Origin of the sequence: Roseateles amylovorans (assembly GCF_025398155.2) — a bacterium.
In the GTDB taxonomy this organism is placed as follows: domain Bacteria; phylum Pseudomonadota; class Gammaproteobacteria; order Burkholderiales; family Burkholderiaceae_C; genus Roseateles; species Roseateles amylovorans.
The window spans coordinates 5,515,322-5,540,206 of record NZ_CP104562.2 but is presented as its reverse complement, the minus strand read 5'-3'; the positions used below and the strand labels follow the sequence as shown (position 1 = coordinate 5,540,206).

Sequence of the window (24,885 nt, the reverse complement as noted above, 5' to 3'; positions counted from 1 at the left end):
AACAGCAAGGGCCAAATGGTAATTGGCCGCATGCACCGACCCGCTCTTAGAGATCGCGCTTAGTTGCGATAAATCTCATCGCGCAACGACGCCAGCGCGCTCAGCGCGTTCAGAGCCACGCCCACCCCAACTGCAGGCGAGACGCTGTATTCATCGGGGTTGATTCGAACAAGCTTCGCGCCATACAGACGGGCGATCGATTCGCTGAAGTTTCTGACCGTAGGAACGGCGCTCCCTGCCCCCAGCTCAATCACCACTGGATTGCGTGCTGCGCCTAACCAGTTCTGCAACTGCGTCATTTGCGACCGAGTACGGCGATCGATCCAGGCGCCATCGCTGAACATCAGGATGTTCGGGCGCGCCATCGAGCCGCATCGCGGGCATCGTGGCAATGGGCCATTCCAGCGGCAAGCTACTGGATCAATGTCAATTTCCAGTCCGTCGGCTGTCCAGATTTCATCTGAGCAGGGGATCGCGCACTGAAGGTGGTGAATAGAGCCGTGACACTCGACCAGGTGGTCTGGGGTGAAGCCGGCCTTTTGGAACTGCCCATCGACGTTGCTGGTAAATACGAACACACCCGAGTGCTTGGCTGCACCGAGGTTCAACAAGATGTGGAAGCCAGGATGAGGGGTGGTGCTGCGGTACAACTGCAGCCGGTGTCCGTAGAACCCCCAGGCGAGCGCTGGGTCTCGTTGGAACAACTCAGGATTTGCAGCGTCGGCAAAGTTGAGGCGCGCCCCGCGCATCGCCGGATAGGCATTCCAGAAGCCGTCCCGGCCACGGAAATCGGGAAGTCCGGAGTCGACGCCCATGCCAGCTCCGGCAGCGATCAGGAGCGCATCGGCCGCTGTGATCCACTCGCCCGCTGCTCTCAGTTCTGGCGCAGGCGTGCTGCTCATTGATTCCTCTCAGGCAAGCCTATCCCTGCATCGGCGAACTCGCTTGAGGTCGACAGACGGCCTGAACGTGAAGTCGTCTGCCGTGCCATTGGCGCATCTGTCTTGGGGCTGATGAGCGAGAAGACCTCGCGCCGACAGCCGGAATCAACCCGTCCGCAGCGGCCCACCCTCGCGCTGGCTGCGATCGAGGGCTCCTTCCGCGCGGTTGAGGAAGGCGCTGCCGGTGTCGCCCGGACCGCGCCAGGCGGTCAGGCCCATGCTCACCGGACCGGCGCCGAGATGCTGCTGGAACCAGACGGTGCGGATGCGCTCGCAGACCTTGCGGCCGGTGGGCAGGTCGACGTCATGCAGCAACATCAGCATCGCTTCGCCCTTGCCGAGCGCCAGCACGTCATGCGCCCGGCATTGCTGGCGAAGCATCTGGGGCAGCGCACCGGCCGGCGCCTTGGCCGCGCTCAGCGCCACCAGGCACCAGGCCATGTCCGGCGTGTTCTGGTTCTCGACCAGCTTGGCCAGCAGTTGATCCCGCGACGCCAGCGGCGAGGTCCCGGCCTGCATCGCCAGCGCATGGAAGCGCTTGTAGTGACGCAGGGCCGTCGGCCAGTCGTCATGCGCCTCCGCCAGCACACTGAGCAGCTCCTGCAGCGGCGCATGGGCTTCCCCATGGGCGTGCTGCAGCGCGTCCAGTCGATGGCGGGCCACGTCGAGCTGGCCGTCCTGGATGAGACGGCGCGTGTCGGCGCATTCGAGTTCCAGGTCACCCAGGGTGCCGGGGCTGGATCGCAAGACCTTGTCGGGGTTCATGGAAAACAAGAATAGTTCGCTGATTGTGATAGGCACATTGGGGCTTCCCAGCGGAGTGGGGCCTCTCGAGACACAAGTTGCATCTCGCTTACCAGATCCGGGGCCGATCGGAAGCCGCCCGGCCGATGCGCCGAGGGACGTGCCGGACGTGTGCAGACAAGGCCTCGGCGCTACGATGGACCGGTCCCCCCCTGCGGATCTTCAGCGGAGTCTGTCCATGAGCCCGTCCTCTGTGCCGTCGTCCTCGGCGCCCTCGTCCTCCAGCGCGACGTCATCCCCCTCGACGCCGTCCCCACGCACCACCGCCGCAGCTGACACGCTGCCGTCCCAGGACATCAGCGCCGAGGTGCTGCTCGAGAAATACGCAAAGGGCGGTGAGCGCACATTGGATGATGTTCGACGACGGGTGGCCCATGCGCTGGCTCAGGCCGAATCGCCGGAGCACCGAGCGGACTGGGAGGCGCGCTTCCTGGAGGCGCAGCGGCGCGGATTCGTTCCGGCGGGACGGATCGCGTCCGCCGCCGGCACCGAGCTGTCGGCCACGCTGATCAACTGCTTCGTCCAGCCGGTGGGGGATGCCATCGCCGAGGAAGAAGACGGCGTGCCCGGCATCTACACCGCACTGACCGAAGCGGCGGAGACCATGCGGCGCGGCGGCGGCGTGGGCTACGACTTCTCCCGCATCCGGCCCAAGGGCGCGGCGGTGAAGTCCACCCAGTCCAGCGCGTCCGGCCCCATCAGCTACATGCGGGTGTTCGACCGCAGCTGTGAAACCGTCGAGTCCGCAGGCTCCCGGCGCGGCGCCCAGATGGGCGTGCTGCGTTGCGACCATCCGGACATCGAAGACTTCATCCATGCCAAGGACCAGGGCGACCTGCGCAACTTCAACATCTCGGTCGCGGTGACCGATGCCTTCATGCAGGCGGTGGAGGCGGACGCCGAGATCGAGCTCATCCACCGCGCGGCGCCCGGTGCGAAGCTGCGGGCGGCGGGGGCGGTGCAGCGGGCCGACGGCATGTGGGTCTACCGACGCCTGCGCGCCCGCAAGCTGTGGGACCAGGTGATGCGGTCCACCTACGACCATGCGGAACCGGGCGTGCTGTTCCTGGACCGCATCAATGCCGACAACAACCTGCACTACTGCGAGACGATCAGCGCGACCAACCCCTGTGCCGAGCAGCCGCTGCCGGCCTATGGCTGCTGCTGCCTGGGCTCGGTCAACCTGACCACCTTCGTGGCGGATCCGTTCACGCCCCAGGCGCGCTTTGACGATGCGGCCTTCACCGAGGTCTGCAAGGTCGCGACCCGGATGCTGGACAACGTGCTGGATGTCACCCTCTGGCCGCTGCCGGCCCAGGCCCAGGAGGCGGCCAACAAACGGCGCGTCGGACTGGGCTTCACCGGCCTGGGCGATGCGCTGGTCATGCTCGGCCTGCGCTACGACACCGAGCCCGCCCGGGCGATGGCGCGTCGCATCAGCGAGGCCATGCGCGACGCCGCCTATGAGGCCAGCGCGGACCTGGCCATCGAGCGAGGCGCCTTCCCGCTGTTCAATGCCGACCTGTACCTTTCGGGCGGCAACTTCGCGTCTCGCCTGCCGCCGTGGCTGAAGGACAAGATCCGCGCCCAGGGCCTGCGCAACTCGCATCTGTTGTCGATCGCGCCGACGGGCACCATCAGCCTCGCGTTTGCAGACAACGCCAGCAACGGCATCGAGCCGGCCTTCTCCTGGCGCTACACCCGCAAGAAGCGGATGCCGGACAACAGCTTCAAGGAATACGCGGTGGAGGACCATGCCTGGCGGCTGTTCCGTCACCTGCATGGGGCGGATGCGCCGCTGACCGAGGCCTTCGTCACCGCGCTGGAGCTGCAGGCGGCGGACCATGAAGCGATGGTGGCGGCGGTTGCGCCCTACATCGACACCTCCATCTCGAAGACGGTCAATGTGCCGGCCGACTATCCCTATCCGGACTTCCAGGATCTCTACGCCCTGGCCTGGAAGAGCGGCCTGAAGGGGTTGGCCACCTACCGGCCCAACAGCGTGCTGGGCGCGGTGCTGAGCGTGGAGCCGGTGGCGCAGCCGGAACCGCTGAAGCCGGAGATCGGCCCCAACCAGCGCCTGCGCGTGGAGCGCCTGCCCAAGCCGGTGCTGGCCTCCCTGCGCTGGCCGAGTCGCCCGGAGCTGCCGGGCGGCAATCCGGCGTGGTCGACCATGATCCGTCACCCGCATGGCGACTTCGCGCTGTTCGTCGGCGAACTGCCGGCCGAGGGACCGGACGCCGGCCTGTTCGGCCGAACGCTGCCGTTCGAGGTCTGGGTCAACGGCGCGGAGCAGCCGCGGGGCCTGTCGGCGATGGCCAAGACGCTGTCGATGGATCTTCGCACCAACGATGCGGCCTGGCTGCGGCTGAAACTGGACGCGCTGGCAACGGTCGCCGAGGAACGTGCCTTCGAGATGCCGATGCCGCCGCTGGGCGAGCCGCGCCTGTTCCCGGGCGTGGTCGCGGCGACGGCGGCGGTGATCCGCTGGCGCTGCGAGCAGCTCGGTGCGCTGCAGGAGGGCGGTCCGACGCCGGTGCTGGATGCAATGTTCTCCCGCGAGGAACCACGCACCGGCACGGCCGGCACGCTGGCCTGGGCGGTGGATGTGGACAACCCTGCCACCGGTGAGCTGTTCACCCTCACGCTGAAGGAGGTGAGCCTGCCGACGCCGGATGGCGGCACGGTGACGCGGCCGTGCGCAATGGGGTTCTCCGGCAACTATCCGAAGGCCCTGGACGGCCTGGCGCGTCTGCTCTCGCTGGACATGCGGGTGCTGGACCCGGGCTGGATCGGCATGAAGCTGCGCAAGCTGCTGAACGTGGGCGAGCCGCTGGGCCATTTCATGGCGCCGGTGCCGACGCTCTTCGGCGAGCGCCGCCAGCAGGTGTGGCCGTCGACGGTCGCCTACGTGGCGCGATTGGTCATTCACCGCTACGCGATGCTGGGGGTGCTGGATGAGCAGGGGTATCCGCTGGTCGACATGGGATTGCTGCAGCAGGCCCCCGTGACCTCGGCGAACCGCAGCGCAGCCCTGGCCGCAGGTGTGCCGGCGATGGCCGGGAAGAAATGCCCGGAGTGCGGGAACTCGACCTTGATTCAGCGGGATGGGTGTGAGTTTTGTACGGCGTGTGGGTTTGTGGGGCAGTGTGGGTGAGGTACCCCCTGCGTTCAGGCTGCCCCGTGCGAGGCGCTGCCCGAAGCGCCGAAGCGTGCGCCCGCCAGTACGGTGCACCTGCCCCCGACCATTCGCGCCTCCCAGGTCCTTTGCATGAACTCGCAGGCGTGAACTCAGCATTTTGCTGATGGTCGAACGTCATCCGGCGCTCTAACGTTCGCTGCTGATGGCCGCAAGCGAAGGCCTCCCCTCGGCAGGCTGGAGTCGACCCAATGACCAAGGACACCCCACGGCAGCGCCGCCCCCAGCCCATGGAGCGGGCGAGCGCCCCGGCGCGGGCGGGTGCCCCGCCCGCACTGGGGGCGCGTTCGGTCGCGCAGTCCGCGGGGGCTGCGTCGGTGCAGGCCGCCGTCGAGCACAGCCCGCAGGTGGCGTCGCTCGCGCAACTCCAGCGCATGGTGGAAGCCAGCCCGCGCATGCATGCCCAGGCCCACTTGCAACGCGCGCTGCAGGACAGCTCGCGCGTGATGCAGCGCGTCGCGCACGGCAGCGGTGTGGTGCAGCGCGACAAGACGCTCGCACTCGGCTTCAGCGAACTGAAGAACGACGTCTATGGCGCCGACTTCCAGAACAACCAGCCGCACTCCACGGACAACCATCTCTCGACCTTCCGCACGAAGACCGGCGCCGTCGGGCCCGAGGCGCTCGGGTTCAACCAACAGGCCGACCCTGGCGGGCAGATCCAGCCGCAGTTCACGGCCGGCATCAAAGCCGCCATGGCCTCGGCCACGAAGATCTGCCAGAACCTGGCTGGCTTCACGCAGGACCAGATCAATTTCGCCTACCAACACAAGCCCGAACTCACCGGCCCCGAGATTGCGTTGCTGCAGAGCCATTGGGACGGCGCCCAGCGGATGATCGGCGGCCACATCGTGAACACGAACATCACCGGTCAGGACGGCAACGAGTGGTTCGCGATGAAAGACCTCAAGACGCGCCCGGCCTGGGACCCCGCCGGACACGACCCGACCCCGCACCCCCAGGCTTGGCCTGTCTCCAGGGCGCTGATCTCGGTATGGGAGCTCTCGCACCACCTGCACAACCAGGACCTGTTCAACAAGACCGAGTTCTTCTATTTCGACGGCAAGGTCAACACGCAGTTGGATAAAGCGAACCTGGTCAACTACAGCATCCAGCTCAACGTGCTCGAGCTGATGACCAACGACCAATTGGGCGTGGTGCCACCCGAGACCGGCCTGGGCAAGATGGTCAAGTTCTTCAAGAGCCTCTTCGAGTGATGGGCGGCCGTGACCCCGCCCGTCGCCGCGTCCTCGTCATCATCGATGGAGCCTCGTCGTCATGAATGTGGATCGCAACGCGGTCAGCGGACTGAACCTGCAACTGTCGATCGACGGCGTGCTGAGCTTCCAACTCCTCGCGACCGAGGACGGGGCACTGAGCCGTTTGGGTCCGCTGGCGGGCCAGGGCCGCGCGCAGGTCGAGGTGAACGACGACAACGTCCTCGTCACCGGCCGCGCCGATCCGGCCCTTTTCGCTGCACTGCGCGATGCGCTGCCCTCGGTGCTGCTTGAGCATGTCGGCACCTGGGTGCATCCCGACATCCGCGGCCACGCCTGCGACCTGAGCGTGCTGCTGCAGACGCCGGGGGCCACCGTTGGCATCCATTACCGGTACGGGTCCGATTCCCAGGGGCCGCCGGCCGACATCATGGACTTTGTGCGCCGGTGCGTGGTGTCGACCGAGGACTGGGCGGCGGCGCGCGCCGCAGCGAGTCCGGAGCCGGGGCCGCAGGGCTGACGCGAGCAGCATTCCCCAATGGTCGCCGCGCCGTCTGCCGCCCGGCAGGGCCACCGGCCCGGGCGAGAATCACCCCCTGCACGGCCCCTGATCGAATGGAGAGCCTTTTCTCCATCCACAGCTGGTGCCGTCAGCCCCTTCATGACCGACGCTCAATACACGACCTTGCCTCAGTGGCCCCACGCTTATCCGGCCAGCGGCGCCAGCGCCACGCTGAAAAGCCTCAACGAGGATTTCATCGTGACCGAACTGCCGCTGCAGCTGCCCTCCGGTGCGGGCGAGCACCTCTGGCTGGACATCGAGAAGAACGGCGCCAACACCGCCTTCGTCGCCCAGCAACTGGCCGAGGCCGCTGGCGTGAACGAATGGGACGTGGGCTACGCCGGCCTGAAAGACCGCTACGCCATCACCCGGCAGTGGTTCAGCCTCTATCTGCCCAAGGGCGAGACGCCTGACCTGACCCTGCTTCAGCATCCCGAATTCAAGGTGCTGAGCCAGAGCCGCCATATGAAGAAGCTGCGTCCCGGTGACCTGCAGGGCAATCGGTTCCGCATCGTGCTGCGCGAGGTGACTGGCGACCGCCATGCCATCGAGGCCAATCTGAAAGCCGTGGCGTCCCATGGCGTGCCCAACTACTTCGGTGCGCAGCGATTCGGCCACGACGGCGGCAACGTGGAGCAGGGCCGGGCCATGCTGGCGCGCGAGATCCGCGTGCGCAACCCGAAGAAGAAGGGCATCTACCTGTCGGCGGTGCGCTCCTTCGTCTTCAATGAAGTGCTGGGGCTGCGAATCCAGCAGGGACTCTGGGGCAAGACCCTCCCCGGTGACGTGATGGACGAGGCAGGCCAGCCCACCGGCCCGCTCTGGGGACGGGGCCGGGTGTCCACCACCGATCAGGCGCAGGCCCTGGAAAACGGCGTGGCTGAACGTCACGCCACCTTGTGCGATGGCATGGAGCACGCCGGCCTGGACCAGGAGCGCCGCGCCCTGGTGGCGAGCCCCGGCGACATGACTTGGGAATGGCTGCAAGCCGATGAGCTGGTGCTGACCTTCTCGTTGCCCGCGGGCAACTACGCCACGTCCGTGCTGAACGAAATCCTCCACACCACGGAGCCGGACCGGCACACGGAGAACGAACCGGCACCGGTGGAGTGACGAGGCTCCCCGTTCGGGTGGACGGGGCCTGACGCGGTTCCTGGCGCATCGTTGCTCGTCCGGCTGATTCCCTCAGGGGAATGGTCTGAACCGGGGCGGCAGATCGCCTCCAGCGGCCGGTCGACAGCCTTCATCGCAGCTCGGCGGTCGTGACGTTTGCCGGCGCCGCCGCGCGTGTACCGCCCATCGGTACAGGTCGGCGCCGAGGTGCGTCATTTCGAGGCAACGGAAGCAATCGTCATATGAATCAACACGTTGCCACTGCCACCCAAGGCCTGCCAACAGAGTTGTCCACAGATGACGGGGACAGCGTCCCGGAGCAAGAACGGTCAGGACAGGCCGACGCCCCCCCGGGTGATGATGCCGACATGGACCACCGCTTTGCCCTCACCGCCGATCCGTTCACGCAGGGCTCGATTGCGGTTTCGATTCCCAGGAAGCGTTCACTCGGGCTTTCAAGCGGCTGATCGGCGTGTCGCAGCGCAGGCCCGATGGCCGGCAAGCTCGCCCCCTGGTAGAGACCGAGGTTCACATGGCCCGGGTGCATGGCGATGAACGCATAGTGCTCGGACATCTTCTTGGGACCGAAACCGACGCTGATGATCTTGTGAGCCGGCCATGCCAGGTTGGTGGCGTTCGGGTGAGCTCGCAGAAGCTCATCTCGCAGCGCCAGCGCGACGTCCTGTAAATCCGCAGCGGCGAGGGCGATGACCTGGCGCTCGGTGTCGGAAAGCGGCGGGGCGGTTGGCTTCATGAATGCGGGCCAGGTTGTCGGCGAACGGTTGTGCTGCACGCGACCGGATTCTGGCGCCATCACATCAGACGCCACGCCGGTACCCCTTCGTTCTTGGCGGGGATTACGCGTCGCCGAGCGTGTCGCCGCGATGGTACGGGTGATTGCCTAGTCCTTGAGCTTGAATGCGAGCTCGGTCACCCACTGTGTCATGTCCGGTTGCTCGTCGGGATCCGTCACATAGAACTCGAGCCGGCAGGCGAAATGATCCCCGTCCGCTCGCTCGTCGACGTCGAGTGGCTGATCGGTCAGCCGAACCCAACCGATCAGCATGGCGGTGGCCGCCTCGAGCTTGTCAGGGTGTCCGTGCCAACTGAGCGTCACGAACCGTCCCGCCGGCAGCGTCCCGAAATCGACGCGTTCCGTCGCTGCACCGTGCCGCTCGACCGCAATGCCGGCCTCCACGTCCAGGGTCTCGGCCATGTTGATGCGTCGATAGTTGTAGAAGGGCGCACCGATCGTTGGGATGCCTTGTTCGGCCAGGGCCTTGAGGACGACCGGGAATCCCTCGTCGGCAGGCTTTTGCATCTCGTCCATTCGGACGGTGAAGCGCGCAAAGGCATAGCGCTGGGGTGGTCGCGCAATGATCTGGGGCAAGGTCAGCATGGCGTCTCCTTTTCCAATCAATCAGTCGATCTGGCGGCTGGCGGTGACCGGGGTGAACGTCGCGGTCATCGCCGCGGGTCACCACAGTCACCTTGTCCTCGAGCAGCTTGGCGCACTTCTGCGCACACCTCAGACGACGGGCGACGGTCGGCCTTCTCGACAGGCATCAGAAAAAAACGTTGACGGAGTTGAGCGCGCCACACGCTGAGTGACCACCGTCAAACGTCACTGCTGATCGGCGATCTCGATGATCGCAATGATCCCGACGTTCATCGCGTCGGCGGGCGGGCGACCGCCGGATTCAAAGCATCAAGACAATCGGCTGGACCGGACTCGCGGTCACCGCCGGGACTGGCTGCTCGTGCCAGATGCCTCGCAGATAGGTGGACACGATGTCCAACTCGGTCGAGGCGTCATGCCTTGGCCGGAAGCGCTGTCTGTTGCGGGCCTGCCGCTCGACCGCCTCCTGGTCCTGTCGCGCGACACGTCGCAGGAACGGCCAGGCGAAGAGACGAACCGCCCAGGCCGGTGCCCATCGGCCTTCGACGTGCAGGCTCGCGTGCACCAGCGTCTTCCACGCTTCCAGTGGCGTGAAGTGCAGCGTGAAGAACAAGGCGCTGCCGTTGCGGTAGCGGTATTCGATGCAGGCGCTGCCCGGCGCGGCCACACCGTGATGGGCCCGCTCCAGAAGCCGTGGCGATTCGAACAGGCGGTAGAGCAGGCCGTTCTGTTCCTCGCCGCCTTCGTAGGTGACGGTCATGCCGTGTTCATCCCAGCTCGGCGTGGCGGTGACGGCCCGACGACCGCCATCTCGCCGCACCAGCCCCGGATGGGTGAGGTGGGTGTGCAGCGGGTCCATGAAATTCTCCAGCGCGTCCAGCGCGTCTCCCTGCCATTGCATCCGCTGCATGAAACGCAGAGTGCCTGCCGGCCTGCTGCGGATGAAGTCGGGAAGTGGCGCCGGCGCCAGCAGCGGCGCGTCGGCGTGGCGTGACCGCAGCCAGATCAGGCCGTCATGCTCCATGACATCAACGGTGGGCACACCGACCGCAGGCGGGCAGCGCCCCTCGGGCAGGCCGGGCTGCCGGGTGCACCGGCCGTCGGCGCCGAAGGTCCAGCCGTGATAGCCGCATTGCAGGCCGGCCTCGGTGATGCGGCCGGCCGACAGGGGATATTGACGATGCGGGCACCGGTCCTCCAGCGCGGTCAGTCCACCGGACGGAAGACGGGCCAGGACGACCGGTTGCCCCATCAGCATGACGGGCCATGGCTTGGCCCGCACCTGGCCGCTTTGCGCGACGACAAACCAGCCCTGCAGGCGCTTGGAAGGCCATGCGTTCACAGCTTCATCCATTTCATCAGTGGAACGCCGAAGCCCCTGGTGACCGCTTGCAAGGTCCCGAGGAATCGGCGGCTCCGCAACGGAAGGTGACGTGCATAGACCGCGCTGTATTCGATCGCCGGCACGCCGCCGCGGAGCCGCTTGAAGCTGCCGGCGCCGGCGCTCAGGTTGAGCACGGTGCGGCTTTGGATCGCATGGCGGAATGCCTGGGCCATGAGCAGGCGATACAAGCCCAAGGTCGGGGACAGGTCCGTGTTGTAGCCGACGATCGGCGCGGTCGAGACATCGCCTTGGGTGAACAGGCCCAGGACCGCCTGCAGTTGGCCGTTGGCGTCGCGCCAGCCGGCCATGTGCAGCAAGCCGGCGTGGTGCCAGGTGCGCAGGAACTCGGCGGTATAGGCCGGGTTCAACGTCGAATATTTCTCGAGGTAGAGCTGGGCGTACAGCCGTTCGCTGCGCACGAAATCCGCAGGCTGGAATTCCGGGTGGGCAACGGGCCGCAGGGCCGTCTTTCGCATCAAGGCCAGGTCGCGCTTCAGGTTGCTGCTGCGGTTGGCATTCAGGTCCGGGAACAGGTAGACCTGCCGCGTGGGGATCAGCTGGAATCCCGCGGCCACCAGGGCGTCCAGCCACGGGCCGTGCTGAACCCGGTTGAGCGAGCGGAACCAGATGGCGCTGTTGGGCCAACGCGCGATGCAGCAGTCGCGCAGGGCGTCGACCACGGGTGCGTCCATCGGTGGATAGAGATTGGTGCTCACCAGCCAGTTGTTGACCGAGACCGCACGGCCCAGCCCCGTCGCCTGCATCTCACGGGTCGCCCAGTCGGTCGCGGCCCGCAGCGGCGGCCGTGCCCATGCGGGTGCCAGGCGCTCGGACTCTTCGACCGCGTAGCGACCATAGGTCGTCGCGGGCGACACCACCCAGGCGTTGCGCTCGGCGGGCGACGCCAGGGTGGTGGGGAATGCATACGGCCCGGCGTCCACTCGGTCGACCGCAGCGTCCAGGTTGGCGACGAACGGGCGCGTGGGCTGGCCTTGGTGGAGCAGGGCGAACGCGCGAGCCTGCTCGCCCAACGGCGTGCTGGCGAGGTTCGCCGTCATCCGGCGACGTCCAGGAGTGCCTGGCCGTCCCATTCGATGTCCTGGGTGGAGGCCTCGCGCAGGCTGCTGCGTCGGCGAAGCGCCAGGGCGGCGTAGGCCCCCATGTCGAGCGCCGCACCGATCAGCGGCCAGCGGTCCCCCGGCGCAACGATGACATCCTCTGCGGCCTGAAAGTCGCGCCGCCATTCGGCCAGGCGGCCGTCTCTGACGGCCGCTGCCAAGCCCGCCGACAGCATCACCGGTCCGAGCATCCGGGGACGCGCCGTGGAGGGTTCCAACAAGGCGCTGGATATCCCGGCGAGGGCGTCCGGCAACGGGTCGGCGAGCGCGAAGAGATGGCAGCCGCTGGTGGCGCGGGGATTGCATTCCAGGACGCTGAGCGTGCCCTCGGCGTCGAGCATCCAGTCAAAGGAAATCTGGCCGGTGAAGCCGGTCTTCCGCACCAGCGCCTCGACAAACGTCCGACTCGCCTCGATGCGGGCCGCTTCGAAATAGAAGCTTGCACTGGCCGCCAGTCGATACGCCGGTCGATAGAGACTGTGCGCCAGCAGGCGGCCACGATCCGCCACGCTGTACGAGGAGAACTCCTGACCGGCGATGAACTGCTGCACGACCCATCGGCCCATCGGCGGCAAGGGCGGAGCGTCGGCCGGGATGCCGTCGGGATACAGACGGACATGCACGCCGAAACGCGAGAACTCCGGCTTGAGCACCACCGCCCGTCCACCGGCCCAGTCCCGGGCCTGCGGCAATGAGTCGACGGTGGCCGCCTCCGGCACGCCGGCCCCGCAACCCTGCGCCAATTGCAGGAAATGCCACTTGCTGTGCAGCGCACGGAGCAACTCGAAATCATCCGCCAGCACCCGAACCGATGCCGGGAGCAGGTGGCGGTAGCGCGACAGGAAGAACACCTCCTCGCAGGTCGGCACGATCAGCGCGATGTCCCAGCGGGTGATGGCCTCCCGCAGGCCCCGCACGAACTCGGCGGGCGCATGCCGGGGCGACGCCAGGCGGACCGAGCCGCTGACGGCCCGGGAAGAAGTGCTCAGACGGCAGGAGATGCTGTCGGCGACATGAACCCGCCAGCCATGGTGGGCGAAGCGGCGGGCATGGTCGAGGGTGACGGGGGCGCGGCCTCCGAGCAGCAGGACATCAGGCATGGCGGGCCACCTCGCTGGATCGATGCGGCATGACGGGCTTGGCGACGCAGCGGATGCGCCGGCGCTTGGCCATGCCGGAGGCCGCAGGCATGGGCACCTGGCGCCATGAGGGGGTGGCCATGCCCAGGCGTTGGATCGTCTCGTTCACCGCGTCGACGATGGCCTCGTAGGCGGCGGCTTCTCCACCCTCGACCGCCAGCTCCAGGGTGTCGCCCTGCTGGCTCAGGCGGTAGTCCGGGTGCGCCTCGTGCCTGCGCACGATGGCATGGCGGACGATGTCCGGGAACAGCGCCACCAGCCGCGTGCCGTCCCGGTGGGGCAGCCACAGCACGTCATCCATCCGCCCGGCGATGCTGGCCAGCCGGCGGGTCGGTCGGCCGCAGCCGCACTCGCCTGGCAAGACCGTCAGGACATCGGTCAGACGGTGCCGCACAAAGAGCTGCGCGCTGCGGGTGAAGTCGGTCACGAGGGGTTGAAAGCGCGTGCGTTCGGCGTCGAGCCATTCCGGCTCCACATAAACGAACTCTTCGTTGAGATGCAGGGCGCCGTGCTCGCAGGTGTAGCCCAGGAAGCCCTCGGTGCATTGATAGAGCTGGTGCACCGGCAGGCCGAAGGCTTGCGTGATGCGCCGCTCGTCGTCGGGCTCCAGCACCTCGGCGACCGAGATGACCTTGCGCGGCGTCGGCATGGCGCCGGCGTTGTCGGCGAGCCAGGCCAGCACACTGGCCGGTGCCACCAGCACCTCGGGTGCGAACCCGCGAAGCGCGGCCAGGTGCGCCTCCACGCCGGCGTGCAGGTCGAAGAAGCGGAAGTCCAGCCGCCGGCTGCCCAGCGTGCCGTAGAGCTTGCTGTTGGCACGCAGGAAAAACGCCACGCGCAATGGGGTGCGCCGGAGAACCAGGTCGTGCAGCAACGGACCGTCGAGGGTGCGCGCCAGCAGGATGCCGGCCCACAGCGTACGCTCCCGTGACGACGCCAGGAACACGCCCCGTGTTCCCTGCGTGCCACTGGACAGGCCCACGGTCAGGTCGGCCAGACCGGCATCGCCGCCGGAGTGCGGGAGGGCATGGGAAAAGTCGCGCGACGCCTCGGCGGCCAGGGCAAACGCCGTGGCCTGCGCCAGCGTGACGCCCTGGGTGTTCAGGTCGGCGAATCGGGCCAGCAAGGTCGCTTTGTCGACGATGGGCAGCGCCGCCAGCGGCGCGTTCCGGTAGTCCCGATAGAAGGGCGCGCGCGGCAGTTGCCGAGACAGGAAGCGCGCCACCTGCCTGCGCTGCCAGGCTTCGAGTTGGTCCCGGTCGGCGAACCGGTAACCCCAGCGGGCCCGAGCGAACGCGGACAGCAAGGTCAGGGCCTCAGAGGCTCTCATGGCGAATGGCCTCCCAGCTTGGGCCGCAGTGCGAGGGCAGCATCAACAGGTCGCGGTCGGATTGTCGGAGTGCCTGCAGTTGGTGGAAGGTGTCGCGGTAGGCGCGGCGGTCGGCGAAGATGCCGGTGGCAAGCCAGGTGGGGGGCTGGTCCAGGTCCAGCGCCTGCAGGGACCAACAGGCGTCGGCCACGAGCAGGACGCGGCGGCCGCCCAGCGTCTCGAAGGCCAGCCCCATCTGTCCGGCGGTGTGGCCGGGCAGGGGGATGCCCAGCATGCTGCCGTCCCCGAGAAGGTCAAAGCCCGCTTGCATGCCGGGGCCGTCACCCAGTGCGCCGTGCAGGTCGATCCGCGCCGAATCTTCGGCAAACTGCAGCCTCGGCTCCATGTCCGCCGGCATCAGTGCGCGAAGGAAGCCATGGCGGAGCGCCCCGATGCGGCCACGGCGTTTCATGTCGTCCCATTCGGCCCGCATGGCGTGCAGCCGCGCTTTGGGAAAGTCGCGCAGGCCGGCGATATGGTCGGCATGCAGATGCGACACGAAGACGTGCCCGATGTCGTGGGCGCCGATGCCGTGGTCGGCCAGTTGTTGGCGCAGGGGGGCGTCGTCCAGTCCCACCGGGGTCACCCAGCGGTACAAGCGCTCAGGGAACGGCTGCGTCGCCTCCAGAAACCGCTCGTGATGTCCGGTGTCGAACAGCATCGGCCCGCGCGTGGGGTGGTGCAGCAGGCCGACCAGCGAGGGGTAGTCCACCACGCGGCAGCGGCCGCCCCGTTGGACGATGCATTCCGGATGGCGACAATGTCCCGCACGCAGCCATCGAAAACCGATGCGCGTGCTCATCGGACCGAACCCGCCTGCTCGCGGAACCATTGGGCGGTGCGCGCCATGCCTTCGCGCAGCGGAATGCGCGGCGCGTAGCCGAGATGGTCGCGCGCGCGGGTCAGGTCCAATGTCTGGGAAAACGCGAGCAAACCGGCGGAATAGCGTGTCAGAGGAGGCTCCCAGCCCGGGCGCAGCCGGGCGATGCATTCCATGGCACGGGCCATGGCGTCCACGAAGAGGTAGGGCACTTGCCGCTGTCGAGTCGGCAGGTCGAAAGACGAGGCCACCACCTGGAACAGTTGGCTCACCTGCAGGGGCTCACCGTTGCTGATGTTGAAGGTCGCGGCCGTCGGGTGTGGCCTGGAGGGGGTGAGCGCCAGCTCGATGGCATCGACCACGTTGTCGACATAGGTCAGGTCGAGCCAGGCCCGGCCGCCCCGCATCAATGGCAGCGCGCCTCGGCGGGCCACACGGAGCAGACGGGGAAGCAAGGTGTTGTCGTGAGGACCGAAGATCGCGCGCGGCCGCAGGATGACGGCCGAGCCCAGGTGATCGGCCTCGCGCACGAGGACTTCGGCCGCGCCCTTGGTCGCCGCGTAGAGGTTGGCCGGCATCGGAAGGGGCTGGTCCTCGCGGATGTTGAGCCGGTCGCTGAAGTCGAAGTACAGCCCCGGGGTCGAGATATGCACCAAGTGACCGATCGCTCTGCTTTTGCACACCGCCAACACCTCGCGCGTGGCAGCCACGTTGGCCTGTTCAAAAGCGTGGCGAGGTCCCCAGGGCGACGAGCGTGCTGCGCAATGCACCACGGCGTCCACGGCGCAGGCGGCGTCATGCAGCACATGCTCGGCGCCGGCTTGACCGTGTTCGATGCGCACGAAGTCCGCTCTCGCGCCCGACGCGCCTGACACGGCCGACGGTCGCGCGTGGCGCAGCACCGTGTCGGCAGCCGCCGCATTCCGGCCGGTGAAGATCACGTGATGGCCAGCGTCCCGCAGTCGCCAGACCACATGGCGCCCCAGGAACCCGGTGCCTCCTGTCACCAAGACTCTCATCTCAGTAGACCAGTGCGGCGCCGCCAAGCGTCATGCCGGCGCCGGAGCCGATCAGCAGCACCCGTTGACCGCGCTGCACCTGTCCGCCGCTGATCGCCTCGTGAAGCGCCGTCGGAAGCGAGGCGCCCACCTGGTTGCCGAATCGCTCGAACACATCCACCAGGCGGTCTTTCTCGATGTGGAGCCGCTGGCGCAGATGGTCGATGGCGAGCCGGCTGGCCTGGTGCGGCACCACCACGTCGAAGTCCGACAGGGTGAGTCCGGCGGCATCCAGCAGACGCTGGGTGAACCGGGGCAATTCACGCGCTGCCAGCTTGAAGATCTTCAAGCCGTCCATGTGGAACATGGCCAGTTCCCTGATGCTCTGGGTGGTCCGGTCCGGGTGGTAACGCGATCCGCCCGCCAGGATGCGACAGTGGTCGGCACCTTCTGCAAAGGTCTGCAGATGGGACGCCAGCAAGGTGGACGATTCGTCGGGCTCGCTGCGCCGGATGATCGCGGCCGCCGCACCATCGCCGAAGATGGCGGACAGATGCAGGTGGCGCCAATCCAGAGAGAAGGTGGCAATGTCGGCCGAGACCAGCATCACGTGTTGGTAGCGGCCGGCCTCCACCAGATAACTGATGGTGTCGAGCCCGGTCAGGAACGACAGGCAACTGGCGCCGACATCGAAGGCGGCGATCGGTCGTGACCGAGCGCCCGCCTGGGCCAGGATCATCGCGGCGTTGAAGGGAATGGCCTGGTCCATCGTGGCGGAGGTCGCCACGAGGCAATCAATGTCGTCCCAGACCAGTCCGGCATGGTTCAGCGCCTGCTCACAGGCGCGCACGGCCAATTCGGCTGCCGATTCGTCGGTGCTGCTGTAGCGGGTCGAGACGCCACTGCGGGCGAAGACCGTGCCGGGCGGCAGACCCAGGCGTTGGTCCATGGCTTCGCTGCTGACCTGGGTCGCGGGCGTGGCCGCGCCGGTGCCGCAAATTCGGATTCGTCGGTCAGTGCCAGTCACCGGGACGCCTCCGCAGTGGCCGACCTGCGGTCGTGCCATTCGAGGACAAGCGGCTTGTTCACGGCCGCGACAAGGGGCTCCCCGCCGGGTGGGCGGGCATGACTGAATGGGCTGATCATCTCTTCATCATCTACGTTGGAGACTGCGGCGACGCACGCCGGTTTCTGCAATTTCTTTCGAATCAAGGCCCAAGAGCCGATGCCGCATCCCAGCGGTTGCACACGCTTTCAATCTGCCATGCTGCAATGCAACACGTCACCTCTTCCGGGGATCGCCAGCCCGCTCGAGCGGGCCTACGTTCGGGGCGACCATTTTCAGGGAGTCAGGTCATGAAATCACCTTTTGTCATCGCCGCCGGCTGGGCGCTCGCGCTGTCCGCCGCCGGCACCTCACCCAGCGTGCTCGCCGCCACGTTCGAAGCCACGTCGACCGCCACGGCCGCCGGCACCCTCAGCTCGACCCAGCGCGACGGGACGACGCAGCACACCAACGGCGCGTTGTCCTCCACCTCGGCACTGCTCACCGAATCCAGCGCGGCGGGCAACCTCAGCCACATGCAGACCTCCGCCTGGAGCCAGGCCGGCTATGGCTATGTGCAGGCCTTCTCCCAGAGCTCGACCCTCGGATGGACCAACGGCTCGGGCCTTCAGGCCGAGGCGTATGCCTCCGCCACCGCCTCCAGCCAGGACGCCTTCACCATCCAGTGCGCTGCCTGCACGGTCGGTTCGTATGGCTGGGCCGTGGCCCGCGTGCTGGTCTCGGGATCGGCGTCGCTGGATGGCCGCATCAATCAGCAGGCTTTCAATTCGGTCAACAGCGGCAGCACCAATCAGACCCTCAGCCTGACGGTGACCGCTGACGGCGTTGACAACGACCCGTCCAATCCCACACCGCCCACCTCGTTGCAGCGGGTGGATTCGCAGAACCATTTCGGCGCCAGCCTCATCGGTTACGGATGGGGGGCCGCCCCCGGTTATCACGACATCGTGTTCAAGTTCGTCTTCGGTCAGGCGGTGCATCTGGATCTGCAGGCCGCCACCTTCTCAAGCGCGCGTGTGTCGCTGGAGAGCGATGCCCCGGGCCTGGCCGGATGGGAGACCACCCAGAGCGACCTCACCAGCGGCCTCACCTGGGCCGGCCTGGCCGCCGTGACGACCGTCGATGGTCAGGCCATCAATGCCTTCTCCGCACTGAACAGCTTCGGCACCAACTACGCGCGGTCGTTCGTCGCCGGCGCCGTGCCCGAACCGTCCAGCTGGGCGTTGATGGCCGCCGGATTGCTGGCCATCCTGGGCTTCGGGAGAAGCCGCCAGGCGACGCGCACTCGCGAACTTGCGGACGCGCGTCTCGCTGGCTGAACCTCGTTTGACTGCGCCGAATCCGGTATCAATGATGCCGGTTCGTTGATCGGTCAAAAATCACGATGTCCCAGGCGAGTCACCGGCACGAAGCCCTCCGGTGATGCAAGCTGGACGGCAGTTTCTCTCTCGCTACCTGCGTGAATACCCCTACGCGCCACAGGCGTCGGGGCTGCGGATCTTTCAATCCGTGATTTGCATCACAGCGCCATTCCCCCCGTCCCAGGGAGTTGAAGGGCAAATGCCGACACAACTTCACGGCAACGCCCTTCAGCGATGTCAGGCATTCCATTTCCGAAAGTAGCATTTCGTTTGCTGACGACCAGCGGACCGATGGCGTACGACTCGCATTTGTAGCGATTTGACGGCTCATCAAAGGACCGCGACGCGGCGCCACGATCGCCCACAAGGTCCCCCTCCCTTTCGTCTGGACAAACCATGACCGCTCTTTCCGTCAAAAAGCAACTCTCACTCGCCTTCGGGGCCTTGGTCGGCGCTGTCGTGCTGATCAGCCTGCTCGCGCTCTACCAACTGAGCGCAGCCAACAACCGGTTTGCCGGTTATGTCGATGGCGTGAAGGAACGCGAGACCATCGCCACCGATCTGCGCATTGCAGCCAACCGCCGCGCCATCGGGGTGCGGGACATGGTCATCGTCAAATCGGCCGCCGATCAGGCCTCCGCCAAGGCCATGGCGCTGGAGGCGCATGCCAAGCTGGGCGATCGGCTCACCGCGTTGAAGCAGCGGATCGAGCAGGCGCCGGATGTGACGACGAAAGAGCGCGAACTGCTGGCCCGCATCGCCGAGGTCGAAGCCAAGTACGGTCCGGTGGCCGCTGGCATCGTCGACCTGGCCGCGGCCGGCAAGATCGACGCCGCGAGCGAGGCGATGATCCGCGACTGCCGGCCCCTGCTGGCCCAGCTGTTGGCCGCGTCGCGCGAATACCTCGACTACACCCGTGCAAAGGGGGCCGAGCGTGTGGCGGACTCGTTCGAGCAGTACGGGTCGCAGCGCGCCTGGTTGATCGGGATCAGCCTGGCTGCGGTGTTCGTGGCCGTCGGACTGGGCGGATTGATCATCCGCCGCCTGATGGCCTCCCTGGGCACCGAGCCCTCGCTGCTGGCCGCTGCGGCCCATCGCGTCGCCGAAGGGGACCTGCGCCCGGTGCAGGGTGCCGCCCAGGCGCCCCAGGACAGCGTGCTGGCGTCGATGGGTCAGATGCAGAAGCAACTGGTCAGCCTGATCGGTCAGGTGCGCCAATCCGCTGAAACCATTGCCACCGCCAGCACCGAAATCGCGCAAGGCAACACCGATCTGTCGACCCGTACCGAGCAGCAAGCCTCGACGCTGGAGGAGACGGCCGCCTCGATGGAGACCCTGAATACCACCGTGCGCCAGAACGCCGACAGCGCCCGACAGGCCAACCAGCTGGCGAGCAGCGCCAGCGAAGTCGCGATCAAAGGCGGTTCGGTGGTGGGCGAGGTGGTGGAGACGATGCGCGAGATCAACGAGAGCAGCCGCCGCATCTCCGACATCATCGGCGTGATCGACAGCATCGCCTTCCAGACCAACATCCTGGCGCTGAACGCGGCCGTCGAAGCCGCACGTGCCGGCGAGCAGGGCCGGGGCTTCGCCGTCGTGGCGTCCGAAGTGCGCAGCCTGGCGGGTCGGTCCGCCGGCGCGGCCAAGGAAATCAAGCAGCTGATCGGTGAAAGCGTGGCGCGCGTGGAGCAGGGCACTGCCCTGGTCGACCAGGCCGGCGCCACCATGGATGAAGTGGTCGGCTCCATTCGCCGCGTGAGTGACATCGTGGCCGAGATCAGCGCCGCCAGCGTCGAGCAGAGCGCGGGCGTGGCGCAGATGGGCGAGGCCGTCAGCCAGATGGACCGCGCCACCCAGCAGAATGCCGCCCTGGTGGAGCAAAGCGCCGCCGCCGCGGAGAGCATGCGACGTCAGGCGACCGAAATGGTCACGGCCGTCTCGGTCTTCCGGGTCGACGACCAGCCGCAGCGGGCCACCGTGGCGCCGCGTACGGACGTGGTGGTCGCGGCATCGGCCGTGATGGCCAAAGCCAAAGCCAAGCCGATGGCCGCCGCCGCGCCAATGGCCCGGCCTGCCGTTGCCCCGGCAGCCAAGCCCGCCGTTGCGACCTTGAAGCCGCCGGTCGAGCGCCGCGCACCGGTCAAGTCGACACCGGCCACTGCGCCGAAGCTTCAGGTGGTGCGCACCGAGAAGGCCGCCGCCAACGCCGCTCAGCCGGTCATGGCCGGGGACGACGACTGGACCTCGTTCTGATCGGTTGACGCCGGTCTGATGCCACACAGGGCGCTTCGGCGCCCTGTTTGCTTTGTGCGTTCAGATGGCACACGCCGAGCGCCCGGTGCTCACGCGGGGTCTGCCCCCACCCACTCCAGCATCTCGTCGCCGAGGCCATCCCGCTGCCCGGTCGGCCGCCAGCCCAGGTGTCGATAGAACCCGTGCGACCGATGCGCCGGATCATCCGAGCAGCCCAGGAACAGCCGCCGATGCCCGCGGTCATGCAACAGTGCCATGGTCATCGTCAGCAACGCCCGCCCGATGCCTCGTCCTTCCGCTGACGGCAGCAGGGCCAGCACCACGATTTCACCGGTGCCGGCATCGCCGAAGCAGTAGCCGACGATCCGGCCCGCCTGCTCGGCCACAAAGCCCGGCAGCGCATCGGCCCGCACCTGCGTCGACCACGACGCCTCGGTGATGCCCAGCTGCGCCAGGCGCTCGGCAGACACGGCGTTCTCCCGCGTGCGACCGCGGATCTCGATGCAGGCGGCGATGTCATCCGGCGTGGCGGCGCGGTAGGCGAGGGTCATGGTGATCTAGGGGTGTGTCGGCCCGGCGTGGCGCGCTATTCTCGGCGCACCGCCACGGTGCCGTCTTCGGAGCTTGTGCATGTCGGCTGCCGTCAGTCCGCTGACACGGACGTCCTATCCGCATCTGTCGCGCCACGAGATGCTCGCCTTCGTGCCGACCGACTGCCGCCGGGTGCTCGACGTCGGCTGCAACACCGGTGCCTTCGGTGAGGCCCTCAAGCGCGAGCGGGCCGGGATCGAGGTCTGGGGCGTGGAGCCGGATCATGCCTCCGCCGTGCGCGCCCGCCAACTGCTGGACCATGTCGACGAGGGCTTTTTCGGCCCCGACCTGTCGCTGCCGGCGCATCACTTCGACGCCATCATCTTCAACGATGTGCTGGAGCACATGGCCGATCCCTGGGCCGCGCTGCACCTGTGCCGTCGCTGGCTGGCCCCCGGCGGCGTGGTGCTGGCCTCGCTGCCCAACCTGCTGCATCAGGGCACGCTCTGGCCGCTGCTGCATGACCGCGACTTCCGCTATGAAGACACCGGCGTGCGCGACCGCACCCATCTGCGTTTCTTCACCCGCCGCAGTGCCGTGCGCATGTTCGAGGAGTGCCGCTACGACGTGCTCCGCGCGGAGGGCATCAACGAGAACTGGTGGACACCGTCACTGCGTCGGCGACTGCTCTACCGCCTGTTGGCCGGGCCGCTGCAGGAGACCAAGTACGTCCAGTTCGCCTTCGTCGCCCGCCCGGTCTGAGGGCGAGCGTGCGCATTCACCGCCTCAGCCTCAGCCTCCGCCTCAGCCCAGGTCGTTGCGCAGCTCTTTCAAGGTGGGCGTGACCAGGCTCCATTTGCGCAGCCAGATCACCGTGGACAGCAACAGCACATCGCTGACGATCTCCACCACCTGCTCGATCTTGGCGAGCGTGCCCACTGCCGCCTGTGCCGCCTGCGTGGCCTCCAGGATCGCGGCCAGCGGCTCGGCCGTTTGCGTCAGATGGTCTTCCACCGCCATGAGGATCAGGTTGCTCGCGGCGCCGCCGAGCGATTGCGCCCAGCGCATCGCTTCCAGGCCGTCCGGCCCCGGGGCATCCACGGGCAGGGCCGCCGCCAGGTCGTTGAGTTGAGCGGCCAGGCGCTGCAGGCCGTCGGCGGTGTAGGTCTGTGGGTCCGCGCTCAGCACGGGGGTGTCATTGGGTGGCATGGTCGTGGGCCGTGGTGACGGCGGGTGGAAGTCGATGAGCGGGCGGGAGGCGATGAGCAGCGCGATCGCGGCGATGGCGGTACCGGATGCGATGCAGCGGTCTTGGCGGTGTGTCTCATCGCGCGGCGATGGCATCGCGGGCGCGGTCCAGATCCCGGGCGGTGCGCGCGATGGCCTTGAGACTGCGGGTCATGCTGTCGCGGTCCATGTTCAGCGCGTCGCGGATCCGGGCATGGTCGGCAGCCAACTGGCGGAGCGCCAACTGGTAGCGGCTCAGGGCGGCCTGAGCCGCTTCGTAATGCTGACGCACCCGCTGCAGCTCGCGGCGCCCCAGGTATTTGTCCGACAAGTCCGACTGGCCGATCTCGCAACGCACGAAGCCCACGGCCTGGATGCCTTCGCCGCGCAGGTCTTGCGCATAGGCTTGCGCCAGTCGATCCATCAGCGCGAGCACCTGGGCGACGTCCTCCTGCGAGCCGTTCATCACGGCGCGCAACTGGCGTTCGCGGTACAGGGTCTCCAGGCTGTCGACGAGGGACAGCAGGGCCTTCACCGCCCGCTCATCCCGCTCCGACACCTCGACCCCTGACGCCTGCAGCGCTTCCAGTGAGCCGATCGCGCTGCGGTTGGCGGGGCCGCTGCGTGGGGGCACCTGATCACCGGCCAGCGCCGCCAGCGTGGTGAAGTAGCGCCCCATCGCTTGATGCACCTGGGCGATCTGCTCAAAGGCCTGGTCAAAGCGCGCCTGCGGCAAGCGGCCGGTGCGACCGATCGGGCAGACATCGCCCTCCAGTCGCCAGGCACCCAGGTGCGTCTCCGAATCTCGCCAGCGTTGAGCGGCCTCGGTGGCGCTGGTGAGCTCAGCGGCCGACTCGGCATAGGTCTCGATCGCCTGCAGGTTGGCGCAGGCCGTCAGCAGGAACGGGAACAGCAGGGCGGCGCCCAGACGAAGCGCGGCCAGCGCCAGGCGTGGCGTTGGCAGCGATCGATGCGGACCATGCGGTCGAGGTGGTCGTGGGGGTCGCGGGAGGGCGGCAAGGTCGATGAGCGGCATGACGAGTGTCCTGATGGCCTCTGCAGCAAGGAGGGGAGGGCAAGGGGAGGGGCGCCGATGTGCCCACGGGCTTGGGGCACCGAATCGGTGCTCTGTGGGGAGGCCGTCGGTGTGGCGCGGTGCGGCGGGCTGCAATCACCGGTGCGATCCCGCATTCCACCTGCCGGATGGGGGGACGGGCAATCCACCCAATGAGGGACACGCCACGCCGGGAATCCCCGCTGGCGTGGCGCCGGGGAGGGCCGCGATCGACCCGCGACGGTCGGCGGCGGTGGCGGCGGTGTCGTGACGCCGCCACCAATTGCCCCACGGTCGATGGGCCGGTGAGAGTCCCGCCACAATGGCGCCATGCGCGCCCTGATCGAACTGCTGATCCAGCATGATTTCCTGCTTGTGTTCCTCGTGACCTTGGCCGCGCGGATTGGTGCGCCGCTGCCTGCTGCGCCCTTGCTGGTGGTGGCGGGCGGTCTGGCCGCGGCGGGGCGGCTGTCCGGCTTCAGCCTGGTGAGTGCGGCGGTGCTGGCGAATGTGTTGGGCGATGCGATCTGGTTCATCGCCGGCCGCACCCACGGCCATCGGGTGCTGCGCACGTTGTGCCGGGTGTCGCTGTCGCCGGATGTGTGCGTGCGGCAGAGCGAGAGCCTGATTGCCCGTTGGGGCGGCAGTTCCCTGCTGGCCGCGAAGTTCCTGCCGGGCATCTCGGTGGTGGCCGCACCGATGGCCGGCGCCCTGGGCATGGGCTGGCGCCGCTTCATCGCCTATGACGCGATGGCGGGGCTGGTCTGGACCTTGTGCTTCCTCGGCCTGGGCCTGGTCTTCAGCGACCAGATCCAGGAGGTGCTGGATGCGCTCGCCAACGCCGGCAAGCTGGCGATCGGGACGCTCGGCGTGGCGTTGATGATGGTGGTGGCCTGGCGCTTCTGGCGCCGCCGCCGGATGGCGCGGCTGCAAGGCGGGATCGAGCGCATCAGCGTCGAGGACGCCGCCGCGCTGATGGACCAGGACATGGCCCCGCAATTCATCGATGTGCGCAGCGAGACCGGCCGGCTGGCTGATCCGCGCCTCCTGCCGGGCGCGCTCACCATCCCGCTGCCGAAGTTGGCGGCCGCCGCGTCCGAGCTTCCCCAGGATCGATTGCTGGTCCTCTACTGCAATTGCCCGAACGAGATCAGCGCCGTCACTGGTGCGCGCCAACTGCTCGACCGCGGCTTGCCGCGGGTGCTGGCGCTGGAAGGCGGCCTGGACGCCTGGGATGCGCTGCAGGCGCGCCGCCAAGCCATGGCACCGCCGCCCACGGCCGATTCGATCGCCTGATCCATCGATCGACCGTCGGACCTCCCGCGCATCG

Annotated in this window: 22 protein-coding genes; 8 read left to right on the top strand and 14 right to left on the bottom strand. The window is 67.6% G+C overall.

Annotated elements, in window-relative coordinates:
- Positions 1–59 precede the first annotated feature (59 nt).
- Both N4261_RS22975 and N4261_RS22970 read right to left on the bottom strand, forming a co-directional pair.
- Positions 60–902: an SIR2 family NAD-dependent protein deacylase gene (locus N4261_RS22975; protein WP_261757564.1), complete on the bottom strand. Its 843-nt coding sequence runs from the start codon at positions 900–902 to the stop codon at positions 60–62.
- Between the two features lie 144 nt (positions 903–1,046).
- Complete coding sequence (locus N4261_RS22970; protein ID WP_261757563.1) at positions 1,047–1,706, bottom strand: GGDEF domain-containing protein; 660 nt, start codon at positions 1,704–1,706, stop codon at positions 1,047–1,049.
- A gap of 217 nt (positions 1,707–1,923) precedes the next feature.
- On the opposite strand from N4261_RS22970, the gene N4261_RS22965 reads away from it, so the two are divergent.
- The 4 genes from N4261_RS22965 (at position 1,924) to truD (ending at position 7,836) form a co-directional block, all read left to right on the top strand.
- Positions 1,924–4,902, top strand: a complete 2,979-nt coding sequence (locus tag N4261_RS22965; RefSeq protein ID WP_261757562.1) for an adenosylcobalamin-dependent ribonucleoside-diphosphate reductase — start codon at positions 1,924–1,926, stop codon at positions 4,900–4,902.
- A gap of 233 nt (positions 4,903–5,135) precedes the next feature.
- Positions 5,136–6,161, top strand: coding sequence for a hypothetical protein (locus tag N4261_RS22960; protein ID WP_261757561.1), 1,026 nt, complete (start codon positions 5,136–5,138; stop codon positions 6,159–6,161).
- Positions 6,162–6,222: 61 nt separating this feature from the next.
- Positions 6,223–6,681, top strand: a complete 459-nt coding sequence (locus N4261_RS22955; protein ID WP_261757560.1) for a hypothetical protein — start codon at positions 6,223–6,225, stop codon at positions 6,679–6,681.
- A 141-nt stretch (positions 6,682–6,822) separates the two neighbouring features.
- Positions 6,823–7,836, top strand: coding sequence for a tRNA pseudouridine(13) synthase TruD (truD, locus tag N4261_RS22950; protein WP_261757559.1), 1,014 nt, complete (start codon positions 6,823–6,825; stop codon positions 7,834–7,836).
- A gap of 247 nt (positions 7,837–8,083) precedes the next feature.
- On the opposite strand, the gene N4261_RS22945 is transcribed toward truD, so the two are convergent.
- The 9 genes from N4261_RS22945 to N4261_RS22905 all read right to left on the bottom strand — a co-directional run bounded on the left by N4261_RS22945 (position 8,084) and on the right by N4261_RS22905 (position 17,012).
- On the bottom strand, positions 8,084–8,590 hold the full coding sequence (locus tag N4261_RS22945; protein ID WP_261757558.1) for a hypothetical protein: 507 nt from the start codon (positions 8,588–8,590) through the stop codon (positions 8,084–8,086).
- A 147-nt stretch (positions 8,591–8,737) separates the two neighbouring features.
- Positions 8,738–9,235 (bottom strand): GyrI-like domain-containing protein, encoded by a 498-nt coding sequence (locus tag N4261_RS22940; RefSeq protein WP_261757557.1) that lies wholly within the window; start codon positions 9,233–9,235, stop codon positions 8,738–8,740.
- Between the two features lie 301 nt (positions 9,236–9,536).
- Positions 9,537–10,577 (bottom strand): Rieske 2Fe-2S domain-containing protein, encoded by a 1,041-nt coding sequence (locus N4261_RS22935; RefSeq protein WP_261757556.1) that lies wholly within the window; start codon positions 10,575–10,577, stop codon positions 9,537–9,539.
- The gene (locus N4261_RS22930; RefSeq protein ID WP_261757555.1) at positions 10,574–11,677 is read right to left on the bottom strand and encodes a GNAT family N-acetyltransferase; all 1,104 of its coding nucleotides are present in this window, start codon (positions 11,675–11,677) and stop codon (positions 10,574–10,576) included. The genes N4261_RS22935 and N4261_RS22930 overlap by 4 nt, the downstream gene beginning before the upstream one ends.
- A complete protein-coding gene (locus tag N4261_RS22925) occupies positions 11,674–12,837 on the bottom strand; it encodes an ATP-grasp domain-containing protein (RefSeq protein WP_261757554.1) in 1,164 nt (387 codons plus the stop codon). The genes N4261_RS22930 and N4261_RS22925 overlap by 4 nt, the downstream gene beginning before the upstream one ends.
- Positions 12,830–14,206, bottom strand: coding sequence for a F390 synthetase-related protein (locus N4261_RS22920; RefSeq protein ID WP_261757553.1), 1,377 nt, complete (start codon positions 14,204–14,206; stop codon positions 12,830–12,832). The genes N4261_RS22925 and N4261_RS22920 overlap by 8 nt, the downstream gene beginning before the upstream one ends.
- Positions 14,193–15,047 (bottom strand): MBL fold metallo-hydrolase, encoded by an 855-nt coding sequence (locus tag N4261_RS22915; RefSeq protein WP_261757552.1) that lies wholly within the window; start codon positions 15,045–15,047, stop codon positions 14,193–14,195. The genes N4261_RS22920 and N4261_RS22915 overlap by 14 nt, the downstream gene beginning before the upstream one ends.
- Positions 15,044–16,072 (bottom strand): NAD-dependent epimerase/dehydratase family protein, encoded by a 1,029-nt coding sequence (locus N4261_RS22910; protein WP_261757551.1) that lies wholly within the window; start codon positions 16,070–16,072, stop codon positions 15,044–15,046. The genes N4261_RS22915 and N4261_RS22910 overlap by 4 nt, the downstream gene beginning before the upstream one ends.
- Before the next feature lie 13 nt (positions 16,073–16,085).
- Complete coding sequence (locus tag N4261_RS22905; protein ID WP_261757550.1) at positions 16,086–17,012, bottom strand: 3-oxoacyl-[acyl-carrier-protein] synthase III C-terminal domain-containing protein; 927 nt, start codon at positions 17,010–17,012, stop codon at positions 16,086–16,088.
- 407 nt (positions 17,013–17,419) lie between these two features.
- Here N4261_RS22905 and N4261_RS22900 point away from each other — a divergent pair, with 407 nt between their 5' ends.
- Together N4261_RS22900 and N4261_RS26110 are read left to right on the top strand one after the other, a co-directional pair.
- Entirely contained in the window at positions 17,420–18,448 is a 1,029-nt protein-coding gene (locus N4261_RS22900; RefSeq protein ID WP_261757549.1) for a PEP-CTERM sorting domain-containing protein, read from the top strand.
- Between the two features lie 438 nt (positions 18,449–18,886).
- Positions 18,887–20,743, top strand: coding sequence for a methyl-accepting chemotaxis protein (locus N4261_RS26110; protein WP_290428839.1), 1,857 nt, complete (start codon positions 18,887–18,889; stop codon positions 20,741–20,743).
- A gap of 89 nt (positions 20,744–20,832) precedes the next feature.
- On the opposite strand, the gene N4261_RS22885 is transcribed toward N4261_RS26110, so the two are convergent.
- On the bottom strand, positions 20,833–21,294 hold the full coding sequence (locus N4261_RS22885) for a GNAT family N-acetyltransferase (RefSeq protein ID WP_261757548.1): 462 nt from the start codon (positions 21,292–21,294) through the stop codon (positions 20,833–20,835).
- Between the two features lie 79 nt (positions 21,295–21,373).
- On the opposite strand from N4261_RS22885, the gene N4261_RS22880 reads away from it, so the two are divergent.
- Positions 21,374–22,036 carry a class I SAM-dependent methyltransferase gene (locus tag N4261_RS22880; RefSeq protein WP_261757547.1) on the top strand — a complete coding sequence of 221 codons (663 nt, stop codon included), beginning with the start codon at positions 21,374–21,376 and terminating at the stop codon, positions 22,034–22,036.
- Positions 22,037–22,078: 42 nt separating this feature from the next.
- On the opposite strand, the gene N4261_RS22875 is transcribed toward N4261_RS22880, so the two are convergent.
- Together N4261_RS22875 and N4261_RS22870 are read right to left on the bottom strand one after the other, a co-directional pair.
- A complete protein-coding gene (locus N4261_RS22875) occupies positions 22,079–22,483 on the bottom strand; it encodes a hypothetical protein (protein WP_261757546.1) in 405 nt (134 codons plus the stop codon).
- A gap of 115 nt (positions 22,484–22,598) precedes the next feature.
- Positions 22,599–23,537 carry a hypothetical protein gene (locus tag N4261_RS22870; protein WP_261757545.1) on the bottom strand — a complete coding sequence of 313 codons (939 nt, stop codon included), beginning with the start codon at positions 23,535–23,537 and terminating at the stop codon, positions 22,599–22,601.
- A gap of 348 nt (positions 23,538–23,885) precedes the next feature.
- On the opposite strand from N4261_RS22870, the gene N4261_RS22865 reads away from it, so the two are divergent.
- Entirely contained in the window at positions 23,886–24,851 is a 966-nt protein-coding gene (locus tag N4261_RS22865; protein ID WP_261757544.1) for a VTT domain-containing protein, read from the top strand.
- Positions 24,852–24,885: the final 34 nt, after the last annotated feature.